The sequence below is a fragment of the Bradyrhizobium betae genome (assembly GCF_004123905.1).
GTDB lineage: Bacteria > Pseudomonadota > Alphaproteobacteria > Rhizobiales > Xanthobacteraceae > Bradyrhizobium > Bradyrhizobium betae_A.
In genome coordinates this window covers 156,383-170,356 of the sequence record NZ_MZXW01000015.1, presented here as the reverse complement: position 1 = coordinate 170,356, position 13,974 = coordinate 156,383, and the positions used below count along the sequence as shown (strand labels likewise).

General features: G+C 64.5%; 9 protein-coding genes and 2 pseudogenes. 6 read left to right on the top strand and 5 right to left on the bottom strand.

The window, feature by feature from the left end; genetic code table 11:
- Positions 1 to 100 precede the first annotated feature (100 nt).
- Positions 101 to 1,831, top strand: coding sequence for a methyl-accepting chemotaxis protein (locus tag B5V03_RS08625; RefSeq protein ID WP_129269124.1), 1,731 nt, complete (start codon positions 101 to 103; stop codon positions 1,829 to 1,831).
- 966 nt (positions 1,832 to 2,797) lie between these two features.
- Here the strand turns inward: B5V03_RS08625 and B5V03_RS08615 are convergent.
- Positions 2,798 to 4,291, bottom strand: a complete 1,494-nt coding sequence (locus tag B5V03_RS08615) for an FAD-dependent oxidoreductase (RefSeq protein ID WP_129269122.1) — start codon at positions 4,289 to 4,291, stop codon at positions 2,798 to 2,800.
- A gap of 49 nt (positions 4,292 to 4,340) precedes the next feature.
- Here B5V03_RS08615 and B5V03_RS08610 point away from each other — a divergent pair, with 49 nt between their 5' ends.
- From B5V03_RS08610 to B5V03_RS08595, 4 genes are all read left to right on the top strand, one after another.
- Positions 4,341 to 4,820 carry a MarR family winged helix-turn-helix transcriptional regulator gene (locus B5V03_RS08610; RefSeq protein WP_129269689.1) on the top strand — a complete coding sequence of 160 codons (480 nt, stop codon included), beginning with the start codon at positions 4,341 to 4,343 and terminating at the stop codon, positions 4,818 to 4,820.
- Between the two features lie 24 nt (positions 4,821 to 4,844).
- Positions 4,845 to 5,297, top strand: coding sequence for a low molecular weight phosphatase family protein (locus tag B5V03_RS08605; RefSeq protein WP_129269120.1), 453 nt, complete (start codon positions 4,845 to 4,847; stop codon positions 5,295 to 5,297).
- A gap of 63 nt (positions 5,298 to 5,360) precedes the next feature.
- Positions 5,361 to 6,878, top strand: coding sequence for a M81 family metallopeptidase (locus B5V03_RS08600; protein ID WP_129269118.1), 1,518 nt, complete (start codon positions 5,361 to 5,363; stop codon positions 6,876 to 6,878).
- Between the two features lie 435 nt (positions 6,879 to 7,313).
- A complete protein-coding gene (locus B5V03_RS08595) occupies positions 7,314 to 8,654 on the top strand; it encodes an epoxide hydrolase family protein (protein ID WP_129269116.1) in 1,341 nt (446 codons plus the stop codon).
- Positions 8,655 to 8,699: 45 nt separating this feature from the next.
- Here the strand turns inward: B5V03_RS08595 and B5V03_RS08590 are convergent.
- From B5V03_RS08590 to B5V03_RS08580, 3 genes and pseudogenes are all read right to left on the bottom strand, one after another.
- Positions 8,700 to 9,716: pseudogene (locus B5V03_RS08590) on the bottom strand (zinc-dependent alcohol dehydrogenase family protein).
- A gap of 28 nt (positions 9,717 to 9,744) precedes the next feature.
- Positions 9,745 to 10,130 (bottom strand): annotated as a pseudogene (locus B5V03_RS08585) ((R)-mandelonitrile lyase); the annotation flags it as partial.
- 19 nt (positions 10,131 to 10,149) lie between these two features.
- Positions 10,150 to 11,379 (bottom strand): MFS transporter, encoded by a 1,230-nt coding sequence (locus B5V03_RS08580; protein WP_129269115.1) that lies wholly within the window; start codon positions 11,377 to 11,379, stop codon positions 10,150 to 10,152.
- Between the two features lie 130 nt (positions 11,380 to 11,509).
- Here B5V03_RS08580 and B5V03_RS08575 point away from each other — a divergent pair, with 130 nt between their 5' ends.
- Positions 11,510 to 12,418: a LysR family transcriptional regulator gene (locus tag B5V03_RS08575; protein WP_129269113.1), complete on the top strand. Its 909-nt coding sequence runs from the start codon at positions 11,510 to 11,512 to the stop codon at positions 12,416 to 12,418.
- Here the strand turns inward: B5V03_RS08575 and B5V03_RS08570 are convergent.
- A complete protein-coding gene (locus B5V03_RS08570) occupies positions 12,415 to 13,887 on the bottom strand; it encodes a hypothetical protein (protein WP_245502184.1) in 1,473 nt (490 codons plus the stop codon). The two genes, B5V03_RS08575 and B5V03_RS08570, sit on opposite strands and share 4 nt — an antisense overlap.
- Positions 13,888 to 13,974: the final 87 nt, after the last annotated feature.

The following is a 13,974-nucleotide window of genomic DNA, read 5'->3' as shown; positions in this document are numbered from 1 at the left end:
CAGCACGTTAACGCTGCATCCATCTTCATTCTGCATAGTTTTGCATCAATTGTGTACGACCGCGCACCGGCCGCTCCTGGCCATTCGGGCCCCTGAAGTCATGACCACCGATCGATCTGGGAATGCCACTCGCCTGGCAGGCCGTTTCACGCTTGCGACCAAGCTCTATGCGATCTTCGCGCTGTTCGCCCTGCTGACGGCGGCGATCGCGATGCTGTCGGACTACAATAGCCGCCGCAGCGCCGATTTGATCAGCGCGATCGAGACGGCCAATGCCGCCGCGCTGAATGTCGAGCGCGTCAACTCGCTGGTCTATGCGGTGGTGATGGAATCGCGCGGCGTCTACATGTCGACCGAGCCCGCCGTCGTGAAGAAATACGGCGAGGGCCTGCTCAAGTTCAACGACCAGATCCTCGCCGTCGTGAAGCACTGGGAAGGCATCGTCAAAGCCGACGATGCCGAGCAGTTCGCGACCTTCAAGAAGCGCATCGAGCAGTTCGTCGAGTTCCGCAAGGAGCTGGTGCGCCGCGGCGTCGAGATCAATGCGGCCGCGGGCCGCGAATGGGGCGACAACGACGCCAACCGCGCCGTGCGCTCGGCGCTGAACAAGGACCTCGAGGCGCTGTCCAAGGTCTATGCCGAGCGCGCCAGGCTGATCGCGCACCAGACCGAGACCAACCGCATCCTGTCGCTGGTGCTGACTTGTCTCGGCGGCGTGGCGCTGGCGCTGGTCGTGATCGGCATCGTCATCATCGCCCGCTCGATCGCGCGGCCCCTCTCCGCGATCACCGCGACCATCAAGCAGGTCGCCGATGGCGCCGAGAACGTCGTGGTGCCGCACGCCGACCGCGCCGACGAGATCGGCGCGCTGGCCCGCGCCATCCAGATTTTTCAGGACGCGATGGGCCGCAACCGCAATCTCGCCTCGCAGGTCTCGCAGGACTCGGCTGCACGCGAGCAGCGCGCCCGGCATATCGAGCAATCGGTAGAAGCGTTTCGCGAGGCGATCGGCGCGATCATGCGCGGCCTCAGCGACAACGCCAGTGTCATGCGCGAGACCGCGCAGACCATCACGCGCGTCACCGCGGATGCGAGCAATCGCGCCGGCACGGCGGCGAATGCCACCGAGCAGGCATCGCACAACGTCACGGCCGTGGCGGGTGCAGCAGAAGAGCTGTCGGCGTCCGTCGAGGAGATCGGCCGGCAGGTACGGCAGAGCGCCAGCGCCGTCGAGCAGACCGGCCAGCGCACCGAGAAATCGATCGCCGAGATCGAGAGCCTTGCGGCCGCGACGCAGCGCATCGACGGCGTGCTGACTCTCATTCAGACCATCGCGGAGCAGACCAATCTGCTCGCGCTCAACGCCACCATCGAGGCCGCCCGCGCCGGCGATGCCGGCCGCGGCTTCGCTGTCGTCGCGCACGAAGTGAAGGCGCTGGCAGGACAGACCGCAAAGGCGACCGCCGAGATCGGCGAGAACGTCAGCCAGATCCAGACGTCCACGCGCAACGCCGTCGACGCCGTCCGCGAGATCGGCGGCGCGGTTCGCGAGATCAACGATGTCACCTCCGCCATCGCCGGTGCCATCGGCCAGCAGGACCAGGCCACGCGCGAGATCTCCTCCAACGCGCAAAGCGCAGCCCAAGGCAACGAGACGCTGGTCGCCAACATCACCTCGCTGCGCGACGCCATCGGCGAGACCGACACGGCGGCAGCCTCGGTGCTGACGGCTGCGGGCAGCCTGACGGAGACCGCGGACACGCTGTCGCGTGAGGTGGAAAAGTTCTTCCAGAACCTGCGCGCGGACAGCCGCATCGCCAAGGCGGGGTGACGGCGCGTCGGCCGGCCCGCGAAGCCGGCGGTGGGTCAGCCAGAACAAAAATTCGAAAACAACCCCATGCACAGTAGCCGGGGATAGCGATATGATTTGGCGACGCGGCCAAGCGGTTTGCTGATTTTACGAAATCAATTTGAAGCCGAAATCATGGAGCCAGAGTTCGCCGAGGCCAGCAAGGTTGCGATGCGAGCAACCGGTTGGACCCTAGGATTCCATCACGCAGATCAGGGTTGTTGCTAATGCCCCCGCAACGGGCGCGCAGGTAGCATCGCCTCCGCTCAAACTGCGGAGTTGTTCCATGTTCAAGAAGGCCCTCATCGGACTCAGTTTGACTATCGTTCTCGTGACGGCGCCGACCGTTGCGTCTGCACAACGGTTCCACGGCGGAGGCTGGCACGGCGGCGGTTGGTCCGGCGGTGGCTGGCGTGGTGGTGGTTGGCGCGGCCCGGGATGGGGCGGTGGCGGCTGGGGCTGGCGCGGTCCCGCAATCGGCCTGGGCGTAGGATTGGGATTGGCCAGCGCCGCAGCATGGGGACCCGGATGGGGCGCTCCGGGCTGGGGCGGACCCGGATGGAGCTACGCCAGCTATGGCGGCTGCACTCGCTGGCGCCGGGTTTGGACCGGCTGGGGTTGGCGCCTCGCGCCCGTCAACGTGTGCTGGTAGCAAGGGCACCCTTGTCCTAGCGCCATGCGAGAGCGCCTGCATCGCCGCAAAGGCGCTCTTGTCCAGCGATCGCCCGCGACGCGGTGAAGGCCCAGGCGTCGTGCGTCCGGGCGTCGCGCTGGATCGTTCGTTCGGGCTTGCATGTCTTCGCCACCATGTCTTCGCCACCATGTCTTGGCCACCCTCTCGGCACCTGCGGTGTGCGATGGTCGGCCCGACGAGCGTGCTCACTTACTTGCAGGCCCCAAGTCGGCTTGCGGCCCGGCATCCGATCACGAGCCAAACCGTTCTCTCGATCAGCCTACCCCCTGCTCCGCCAGGAAACGCGCCAGCGCATCCGTCTGCTGCTCTCCCACAACAGCACCAATATAGCCGTCCGGCCGCACCAGCACCCAATCTCCCGGCGACACCGTGTATGCGCCACGGAAGTGGCCGCTCTCGTCGATCAGCTCACAATCCGGACCAATGCAGTGGATGTGCAATCCAGTGCGCGCCGGCACGGCCGCGCGTTTCACCTGGTAGCCGAGCAGTGTCCAATGCGGGCCCTTGAACAGCTCGAACACGCGTGTGGGCTGTCCGGCGGCACCGCGTAGCGGCGCATCCGGAGCGCGGTCTCCCGCGAGCACGCCTGCAACGCGCTCAGGTTTCTCCAGCGCCAGCGGTGAGTCGGCATAGCCGATGTCGAGTTGCTGGACTTCGCGGCCGCGCCTGATGTCGCCGCGCTTGGCGGCCTCCAGCAATCCGGTGGCCAGGCCGAGCATGCTGGCGGCGATGGGGCGGCGTTCGCTCTCATAGCTGTCGAGCAAACCAGCGGGCGCGCCGCCGATCACCGCTGCAAGCTTCCAGCCGAGATTGTAGGCATCCTGCACGCTGGTATTGAGACCTTGCCCGCCTGTCGGCGGATGAATGTGAGCCGCGTCGCCAACCAGAAACACGCGGCCATCCCGGTAACGATCGGCGAGGCGCGCGTTCATCTGATAGGCCGAGGCCCAATGCACGGCGTGAACGCGGATATCTTCGCGCCCGGTGCGATCGGTGATCATCGCCGAAAGCCCCTCAGCCGACAGATCGACCTCGCCTTCGCGCGGGACTGGTGCCTGCAACTGAAACAGCTCTGTTCCGGCGAGCGGACACAGCGCGAGCTGGCGGTCCATCGCGCCATCGTTGAAACGATGCCATGCCGTGCGGTCGAGCCCCGTCAGGACAATGTCGGCCACCACGGCGCGCACGCCGAGCGTCTTGCCGGGAAAGCCGATGTCGAGCGCTTGACGCACGAAGCTGCGGCCGCCATCGGCACCGATGAGGTAACGCACCCGCACAACCTCCTCGCCGGCCGCGCCGGACAGACGCGCCGTCACGCCGTCCTGGCCCTGCTCCAGGCCGATCAGCTCGCGGCCGAATTCCACGCGGTGGCCGAGTTCGAGCAAACGCTCGCGCATCACGCCCTCGGTCAGGAATTGCGGGATCATCAGCGCCATGTGGTAGGGCTCGGCGGGTGTCGGAGCGATGTGTTCGCCGACCTCGGAGTCCGTGAAGCCGCCGTCGTCGCGATAGACGCGCTGCGGCGGGTAGAGGCCGCCGGCCGCGACGATGCGGTCGATGATGCCGATATCTTCGAAGATCTCCTGGGTGCGCGGCTGGATTCCCTTGCCGCGAGAGCCGTGGAACGGACGGTCCGTCTTCTCGATCAGCCGGAAGGAGACGCCGCGCCGCGCCAGATCGATGGCGAGCGTGAGGCCGGCCGCGCCGGCGCCGCAGATCAGGACGTCCACTGTGGATTGCTTTGTCATGGGATCCTCAATATGTGTATTATGCACACATAAGGCAGAGGGCGGCGGGATGTCAAGAAGCGTGCAAAATACACATATTAAAAAACATGTGCGATCGCTTCACGAGGCGTTGATCGACATCATCAGCGTCATCAACCGCCGGCAGGGTGACGAGATGATGATCCGCGAGGCCGGCATCTCGCTCGATCGCGCGCTGTTTCCGCTGCTCGTCGGCATCGAGCGGCGCGGCCCGATCGGCGTCGTCGACCTCGCCGATCGCATGGGGCGGGACTACACGACCGTCAGCCGGCAGGTCGCGAAACTGGAGAGCCTCGGCCTCGTCAAGCGCCACGCCAGCAAAGCGGATCGCCGCGTCAGCGAAGCCACCATCACCCCGAATGGCAAGGCTATGACGGATGCAGTCGACCGGGCACGCGAACGCATCGTCGGCGGAATGTTCGCAAGCTGGGACGATCACGATATCGAGGAACTGGTACGCTTGATGCGCAAGCTCGCCGATGCGATGAACGCACAAAGCGACCCGGCCTGAGACCAATCACGGAAGCGCTGCCTGATGACCAAGAACAATCGCGTGCTGTTTCTCTGCACCGGCAATTATTATCGCAGCCGCTATGCCGAGGAGATTTTCAACCATCGCGTCGGGCGCGAAAGGCTCGGTTGGCAGGCCTTCTCGCGCGCCGTCGCCGAAAAGCTCTCGCCTGAAAACGTGGGGCCGATCTCGCTCCACACGCTGGAGGCCCTGCAAGCGAGAGGCATCGCGCCGGGAGGCGCTACGCGCAATCCGGTACTCTGCACGCTCGACGACTTTGCGCAAGCCGAGCTTGTGGTCGCACTGAAGGATGCGGAACATCGCCCCATGATCGCGCAGCGCTTTGCCGGCGTTGCCCATCGTGTCCAATACTGGGACGTGGACGATATCGAGGACCTCGATCCCAAGACAGCGCTGGGCAAGATCGACGAACTGGTCGGGCTCTTGATCGCGAGCTTGCAGATCCACGACCGATAGCGGCAAGCCCCTTGCATATGACCTTTCGCCAGATTGTATGAAGCAAGACCAAGAAGGAATCCCATGAGCCAGACGCGGCGCGTTCTCTCGGCGCAAGTCGCCCACGAGACCAACACTTTCTCAATCATTCCGACGACGCTGGAAGACTATCGCAAGCGGCTATTTCTGCTTGATGGCGAGATCGCCGCGGCGCTGGCCGATACCAGGATGGAGATCGCCGCGCATCTGGCCGCAGCCAAAAATTACGGCTGGACGCTGGTGCAGCCGCTCGCCGCCGCGGCCACTCCATCGGGCAAGGTGACGGCCGCGTGCTGGGCCGAGTTGCAGCGCCTGGTCTATGATGCCTGCGAAACCGGGCCGCTCGACGGCGTCATCCTCGCATTGCACGGCGCGATGGTGACCGAGACCGACGACGACGCCGAGGGGGCGCTGCTCGACGGATTGCGTAAGCGTCTCGGCGACACGATCCCGATCGCGGTGACGCTCGATCTGCATGCCAACGTCACTGAGCGCATGGGCCGGCTGGCCAGCATCATGCTGCCCTACCGCACCTACCCGCACATCGACCAGTATGAGACGGCGTTCCGCGCCGCCGAACTGCTGCAATCGGCGATGGACGGCACGATCCGCCCGAAAGTCTTCCGCTTGCAGGGAGCCCTGCTCGACGGATGCAATCACGGCCGAACCCAGGGCGGCGTGATGAGCGATTTGCTGGCGCGCGCCGCGGACATGCAGGCGCAAACGCCGGGCCTCCTGTCCGTCGATGTCTGCGCGGGCTTCAGCCGCGCGGACATTGCCGAGGTTGGCCCCAGCGTTCAGGTGACCTACGATGCCTCCCACAACGCCGCCGAAGCGGCCGCGCGGCAGGCCGCGGCCGCGCTCCATGACGAGATGGTCCGCCGGCGCGCCGAAGTCACCGTCACGCCGCTCGACTTGCCGACCGCAACGCAGCTTGCAGTCGCAGCCGCAGCCGATGTCGCGGATACCCGTCCCTTCGTGATCGCCGACTTCAGCGACAACCCGGGTTCGGGCGCCTACGGCGATGGTGTCCGCCTGCTGGAGGCGCTGCTACAGGCCGAAATCCGAAGCGTGCTCTTCGGCGTCCTCGGCGACGGCGAAGCCGCGGCGCGCTGCCATGCCGCAGGTCTCGGAGCCAGCGTGGATGTCGTTGTCGGCGCCAAGCGCCATCCCGCCAGCTACGGACCTCCGCTCACGCTGACCGGGCGGGTGACCGGCCTGTCGGACGGCGCCTTCGTATGCGAGGGGCCGATGAATGCCGGTCAGCCGATGACGCTCGGCCCCACGGCCTTGCTCGAGGTCAACGGGATCTCGATCGCGATTTCGACCAACACGCTGCAGACCTATGACCAGGAAATGTTCCGAATCCTCGGAGCAGAACCGGCTCAATTCCGAATCGTCGCGGTCAAGTCCGCACACCACTTCCGGGCTGCCTTCGGCCCGATGGCCAAGGAGGTGATCCTGGCCGATAGCGGCGGCCTTGCCACCAATGATCACACCAAGCTGTCCTACCGAAAGGTCCGCCGTCCGATCTGGCCGCTTGACGAACTCCCGCCGGGTTGAATCTCCCCCTCGGCTTCGGTTGGCATCTCGGCTCATCCCGCGATGCCAAACGAAAAACCCCAGCACGGATGCCAGGGCTTGCGATGTGGCCCGCGTACATCCGGCGAACCAATCGTCGAGTGGAAGACTAGCGACGGATTTTGAACGGATGATGACGAGGATGAGTCGACAACATGTCGCTTCGGACGAGCGCGGCTTGGGTCAACAGACGAGTGCCGCTGCTAGCCCCGGACATCCGCTTCCCCCTCGTGAGCAGACATGGACAGCAATGCTGAGCTTGTCTTGCCTCGCCATGCCCGGCAGCGGTCAGAACGTCTCACAGCAACTAACAACGCCTAACGAGCTATTGGCGAGCTTCGGGGCCATGTTGCAGAGCCAGACGAAGGACTGTCCTGCCCCGCAGGGACCGATCGCCTGAAGCCAGGAGGCAGTCCCATGCCCATGTCATCCAACTCGTCGTCCAACTCCGGAATCATCATCGACAGCGGGCGGCGCGCGCTGCTGGGCACCGCAGCGATTGGAGTTGCAGCGGCGATTTCCGCGAGCCTGTTTCCCGTGCGCGGAGCGTCGGCGGCCAGCGAGAGCGCAATTCGCCCCTTCCGCATCGATGTCCCCGAAGCCGATCTCGTCGAGCTTCGCCGTCGTGTGCTGGCGACGCGATGGCCTGACCGCGAAACTGTTTCCGATCAGTCCCAGGGTATCCCATTGGCGAAGCTCCAGCCGCTCGTGCACTATTGGGGCACGCAGTACGACTGGCGGAAGATCGAAGCCAGGATGAATGCGCTTCCGCAATTCATCACCGATATCGACGGGATCGACATTCATTTCATCCATGTCCGCTCCAGGCATCCCAATGCGCTCCCTGTCATCATCACCCATGGCTGGCCGGGATCGGTGTTCGAGCAGCTCAAGGTGATCGATCCGCTGACAAATCCAACGGCGCATGGCGGGCGGTCCGAAGACGCGTTCGACGTCGTGATCCCATCGATGCCCGGCTATGGTTTCTCGGGCAAACCGAAGGATACCGGCTGGGGCCCCGAGCGCACGGCGCGCATCTGGGCAGAACTGATGAAGCGCCTGGGTTACACCCACTATGTCGCCCAGGGCGGCGACTGGGGTTCGCCCGTCTCAGGCGCGATGGCGCGGCTGGCGCCGGCAGGCTTGCTTGGCATCCACATCAACCTGCCGGCGATCGTGCCGCCCGACATCGCCGCGATCCTCGCCGCCGGCGGCCCGGCTCCTGCGGGCCTGTCCAAGAAGGAGCGCGCGGCGTTCGACGCCTTCACCGCGGCCGCCAAGATGGGCAACCGGTCCTACGCGGTGATGATGGGGACGAGGCCGCAAACGATCGGCTACGGCTTGACGGATTCTCCGGCGGGCCTGGCGGCCTGGATGCTCGGTCACCCCGGCTTCACGCACTGGACCTATGACGGCACCGACCCTGAAAAGTCCCCCGACGAAGTGCTGGACGACGTCACGCTCTACTGGCTGACGAACAGCGCGGCCTCGTCGGCGCGACTCTACTGGGAATACGGCGGACGCAGTCCCGCGCTTGCCGGCCCGGAGAAGACCGCGGAGATCTCGCTTCCGGTCGCCATTACCGTCTTTCCCGGCGAGAGCTATCAAGCCCCGGAGACGTGGGCCCGGCGCGCCTATCGCAGGCTGGTCTACTTCCACGAGGTCGACAAAGGCGGTCATTTTGCAGCCTGGGAGCAGCCGGAGCTTTTTTCCGCCGAACTGCGCACCGCATTCAGGCCGCTTCGACCCGCGATCTGATCCAGGCGCGGCGAACGGACCGAGCCGGCACGAGGCGATGTGACACTACACCATCAGCAGCGTCTTGATCGCGCGGCGCTGGTCCATCGCCTTGTAGCCTTCTGCCACTTGTTCGATCCGCAGCGTAAGATCGAACACCTTGCCCGGCTGAATGCGCCCGTTGAGCACGCGGTCCATCAGGTCGGGCAGGAACCGCCGCACCGGAGCAGGACCGCCCAGCATGCTCCGCTGACCGAAGAACAAGGCCTGGCCTTCGAAGGTCACCCCATGGGGAACGCCGACATAGCCGATGCTGCCGCCGGGGCGTGCGCATTCGAGGGCCTGTGACATCGCTTCCTGCGTGCCGACGCATTCGAGCACCGAATCGGCGCCGACGCCTCGCGTGAGTTCCTTGACGCGCGCGATGCCCTCTGCGCCCCGCTCGACGACGATATCGGTCGCGCCGAACGCTTTGGCGAGGTCCTGCCGCGTCTTGTGGCGGCTCATGGCGATGATGCGCTCCGCGCCCATCTCTTTCGCTGCGAGCACACCCATGAGGCCGACCGCGCCGTCGCCGACCACCGCAACCACCGAGCCTTGCTTCACATTCGCGGCGTCCGCGGCGTACCAGCCGGTGCCGAGCACGTCTGACGTCGCGAGCAGATGCGGGATGAGATCGCGTCCCGGCATTTCCGGGGTCGCCACCAACGTGCCATCGGCGAGCGCAACGCGCGCGTAGGGAGCTTGCGCGCCCGACATGAATTCACGCTGCTCGCACGACGACTGGAAACCGAATTTGCAATGCGGGCAGGTATTGTCCGACAGGCAGAACGAGCCGACGACGAACTGGCCGGGCCTGACGGTCCGTACCGCGCTGCCAATTTCGACGACCACGCCGCAATATTCGTGGCCCATATGCGCAGGGCCTTCGCTCGGCTAGAGCCCGCGATAGGGCCAGAGATCGGAGCCGCAGATGCAGGTGGCCGACAGCTTGATGATGGCATCAGTTGGATGAATGATCTTCGGATCGTTGACGCTTTCGTAGCGGATATCGCCGGGTCCGTGGAGGACGGTTGCTTTCATTGTCATGCTCCTTTGGCGGCGGGGCGCCGTACTGCTCGTCCGTCACCCGTTCCATCCATGTGACCGGGTTGCCGTCGAGCGATTCCTGAATCGCGATATGGCTCATGGCAGACGTCGCCGACGCGCCGTGCCAGTGCTTCTCGCCCGGTTCAAACGACACCACGTCGCCCGGGCGGATGTTTTCGACCGGTCCGCCCCAACGCTGCACGCGGCCGAGGCCTGAGGTCACGATCAGCGTCTGACCGAACGGATGCGTGTGCCACGCCGTGCGCGCCCCGGGCTCGAAGGTGACGTGATTGCCGGCGACGCGAGACGGTCGACGGCAGGGAACAACGGGTCGATACGGACCGTGCCCGTGAAATATTCAACCGGAGCCTGGACTGATGGTTGCGAGCCTGCTTGCCGAATTTGCATGTTGTGCTCCTTGAGACGATCACAAGGCCTGGCTTGCCGGCACGCAGGCGGCGCATGGCGCGTCAGCTCTTGCCCTGCGACGAAGGGCTCCGATCAAGATGACCAAGGACGAGAGCGCGAGGATGACGGCGCTGAACAGAAAGGTGGCCCGATAACCGCCGTCGTCGAACAGCACGCCGCCGCCTGCGGCGCCCATGGTGATGGCGAGCTGAACCACTGCGACCATCAGGCCGCCGCCCGCTTCCGCGTCGTCAGGCAGTGCATTGCTGACCCACGTCCACCAGCCCACGGGCGCCGCCGTGCCGATGAATCCCCACAGGAACATCAGTGCCACCGTCGCGGCAAGCGAGGAGCCGAACGCCATCAGCGCAACGGCAATCACGGCCATGGCTGAGGGCATGACGATGAGAGACGCATAAAGGCGTTGGCGGATGACGAACCCAATGAGTGACGTGCCGACAAGACCGGCAACGCCCATCACGAGCAGCAACGCCGAAATGGTTGTGACGTCGACACGCGTCACCGTTTCGAAGAAGGGGCGCAAATACGTGAAGAGCGAGAACTGTCCTAGGAAGAACAGCGCCGCCGCGAGCATGCCGTAAGGCACGCCGGGACGGCGCAGGACCTTGAATGCCGCGGTCGCGCTTGCGCGCTCCCGGCTCGGCATCTCCGGCAGCGTGACGAATTGCCAAATCAGCGTCAGCGCGGCAACCGGCACGACGCAAAAGAACGCGCCGCGCCAGCCAATGTACTGGCCGAGGAAGCTGCCGAGAGGCGCGGCAATCGTCGTTGCGAGCGCATTGCCGCCATTGAGGACCGCGAGTGCGCGCGGCACGTCCCTGGCCTTGACGATACGGATCATGGTTGCGGCGGACATCGACCAGAAGCCGCCGACGGCCACGCCGACGAGCGCGCGCCCAGCCATGAACAGCGGGTAATTGGGCGCGAAGGCCACGACGATGCCCGAGACCAGCGTGACGCCGGTGAGCCACAGCAAGACGGTGCGGCGATCGATCCCGCGCGTTGCGGCCGAGATGAAGAGACTGGTGAGGATGGCGAACAGGCCGGATATCGAGATGGCCTGCCCGGCCTGCCCCTCGGTCAAATCCAGACTGTCCGCGATGGGCGTGAGCAGGCTCACGGGCATCCATTCGGATGCCACCAGCATCGAGGCGCAAAGCGACAGCGCGAAAACTGCGCTCCACGCGGCCTTTGGCTGCGTTGTGTCTTGGTCGGCGGTGACGACCATCGGGGATCCATATGTTGGCAAGCGCCCAGGCTGGCGCTGTTCACGGCAACACATAGAGCCCCGGACGGCATTCGATTATCCGCTATAATTTGCTTGCATTAATCGATCTGGACCATGAATAGTGACGGCCATGGCAGCGCAGGATTTCAACGATTTGCTGGCTTTCGTGGCGGTTGCCCGCGAGCGCAGTTTTACGAAGGCCGCAGCGAAGCTGGGCGTCGTGCAGTCGACGCTCAGCCATACGATCAAGCGGCTGGAATCGCAGATGGGCTTGCGGCTCCTCACCCGCACCACCCGAAGCGTCGGCCTGACCGAGGCGGGCGAGCGGCTTTTGCAATCGGTTGCGCCCCGCATCGAGGAGATCGAGCGCGATATCGCCGCGCTGATGTCGCTGCGCGACACGCCGTCGGGCACCATCCGGATCACGCTCTCGGACCATGCGCTGGACAAGGTGGTCTGGCCAAAACTGGCGCCGGTGCTGAAGAAGTACCCCGACATCAAGGTCGAGTTCAGTCTCGACACGGCCTTCCGCAACATCGTCGAGGACGGTTTTGATGCCGGCATCCGCCTCGGCGAGAGCGTGGAGAAGGACATGATCGCGGTGCGGATCGGTCCGGACTGGCGGCTCGTCGCGGTCGCCTCGCCGGCCTATCTGAAACAGCATCCGAAGCCGAAGCATCCGCAAGACCTGCTGACGCACGTCTGCATCAAGCGGCGCGCGGCGGCCGGCGGTCATTATGTCTGGGAGTTCGCAAAAAATGGTCCCGACCTCAGGGTGCGTGTCGAGGGGCAGCTGACCTTCAACGAGTCCGGCGCGATGATCGACGCCGCCGTCAAGGGCTTCGGCATCGCCTATCTCCCTGAAGACATGGTGGCGCCGCGAGTCAGGTCCGGGGAGCTCGTCATCGTGCTCGACGACTGGTCGCCGAAATTCGACGGCTATTACATCTATTATCCGACCTCGCGGCAGAACTCGGCGGCATTCAAGGTGATCGTCGACGCGCTACGCCATCACGAGCCGCGACGAAAGCGCGGCTAGCGCGCGCCGGACTGATCGACAAGGATTCGAACGCGGCCAACATCCTCGACTTCGCGATAGCGGCTCAACTCTGTTTGGAGTTCGGGATCTGCATTGGCCCAAGCCAACCAATCGAACGGGACCGTGCTCTGCAAATAGGTATCCACGAGAATCACATCCGGGCGGCCGTTTCGCAGGTCTGCCAACAACTGCCGCCGCTCGAAATCGATGATGCTGTCCAGTTTTGCTCGCTCTTCCCGAGTTGGCTGCGAGCTGTTCTGGACCAGCATTGCGCCGGCCGTCAGCAGTTGCACACACGAACTGCCCACCCAAATCCCATCGATCTGACGAACGAGCGGATGTCCCAGCGCGACGTGATCGGTGATCGTGAGCAGCCGCGGGTGCTTGGCAAGTGCCTGGATATGCCGCTCCAGCGGCGGAAATTCCTGGCGTGACAGCGACAAACAGAGCCCGATCAGCACAACGCCAACAAAGCCGCCGATCTTGACCGACACCGGCAATGTCTTGGTGCGAACATGCAGCAACGGCGCGGCAATCGCAAACATGCAAAACGCGTAGGCCGTGTATGTCCAGCCCTTGCCTTGAAGGACGAAACTCACGGCCCCGCCAATGGCTGCGGCCAGCCACGGGATTGCGTCGCCTTCCATTTTGAGGCCTTGCGGAGCGACCTGGCGCAGAAACGCAATGGAAGCCGTGATCACGACGATCGGGAAAGGAAGCAGACCAGCCAGATCCTTCCTCATTGCCAGATAGGTGGCAGCGACCATCGGGGCATAGGTGAACAGATAAGCGGGAAAGACGATCACGACCACCGCCCCGTAGCCGATGACGATCGCAGCGGCTGCACACGCTTCAGGGGTGAACAAGGGCCTGAGAGAACGTTGGCGGATGACGCCAAGGATGATCGGAAGGCCTGCCACGAGAGCAAGGTAGGGCTTGATGCTGATGGCCAGCCCGGCACTCAGTCCTGCCAGGATCGCAACCAGTCCGGGTGAAAGGCCGCGCCAGCGGATCGCAGTGATGGCGACAAAGGGGGTCAGGGCAATGACGGCTATGTGCTCACGCTGCCCGAATACGGCGCAAGGAAGGACTGCGAACAAAAAAGCGAGCAAGCACGTTGAAGTACTTCTCTCTCCGGCTCCCAACTTCGCCACCGCAGCGGCGCGATCGATCATCACGAGCGCGCCAACGATCTCGATCATCACCAGGATGATCACGATGATCTCGGGCGCAATACCGGTCATTCGCGCGAGCAGCGCCGCGGGCATGTACAGGTAAACCGATAGCGGCGGGTTCAGCTCGAAGACGTCGACTCCGAGCTTTCGGCCATCCAGAATTTGCTCTCCTTCAGAAAGCAGGCAGCTCAAATCCGGATTGAGAACGACGGGTATTTGAACAAGCAAGGCCGTCAGGAGGATCGCGGCCACGACAATCCAACGCTGGTTCAGGCCGGAATGACGTCCCGGCATGCCGGGGGTGCGCCCGCCAGTTGCGACGTCGGCAAAAGACCTCTGTTCCGGCGGAAGCGATCTATTTTCATTCACCTGCGCGGACCT

Bases quoted from the DNA above. Each gene is read 5' to 3' on its own strand.
- B5V03_RS08615 (WP_129269122.1), bottom strand. From the start codon at position 4,291: ATGACAAAGCAATCCACAGTGGACGTCCTGATCTGCGGCGCCGGCGCG.
- B5V03_RS08605 (WP_129269120.1), top strand. From the start codon at position 4,845: ATGACCAAGAACAATCGCGTGCTGTTTCTCTGCACCGGCAATTATTAT.
- B5V03_RS08625 (WP_129269124.1), top strand. From the start codon at position 101: ATGACCACCGATCGATCTGGGAATGCCACTCGCCTGGCAGGCCGTTTC.
- B5V03_RS08575 (WP_129269113.1), top strand. From the start codon at position 11,510: ATGGCAGCGCAGGATTTCAACGATTTGCTGGCTTTCGTGGCGGTTGCC.
- B5V03_RS08570 (WP_245502184.1), bottom strand. From the start codon at position 13,887: ATGCCGGGACGTCATTCCGGCCTGAACCAGCGTTGGATTGTCGTGGCC.
- B5V03_RS08600 (WP_129269118.1), top strand. From the start codon at position 5,361: ATGAGCCAGACGCGGCGCGTTCTCTCGGCGCAAGTCGCCCACGAGACC.
- B5V03_RS08595 (WP_129269116.1), top strand. From the start codon at position 7,314: ATGCCCATGTCATCCAACTCGTCGTCCAACTCCGGAATCATCATCGAC.
- B5V03_RS08610 (WP_129269689.1), top strand. From the start codon at position 4,341: ATGTCAAGAAGCGTGCAAAATACACATATTAAAAAACATGTGCGATCG.
- B5V03_RS08580 (WP_129269115.1), bottom strand. From the start codon at position 11,379: ATGGTCGTCACCGCCGACCAAGACACAACGCAGCCAAAGGCCGCGTGG.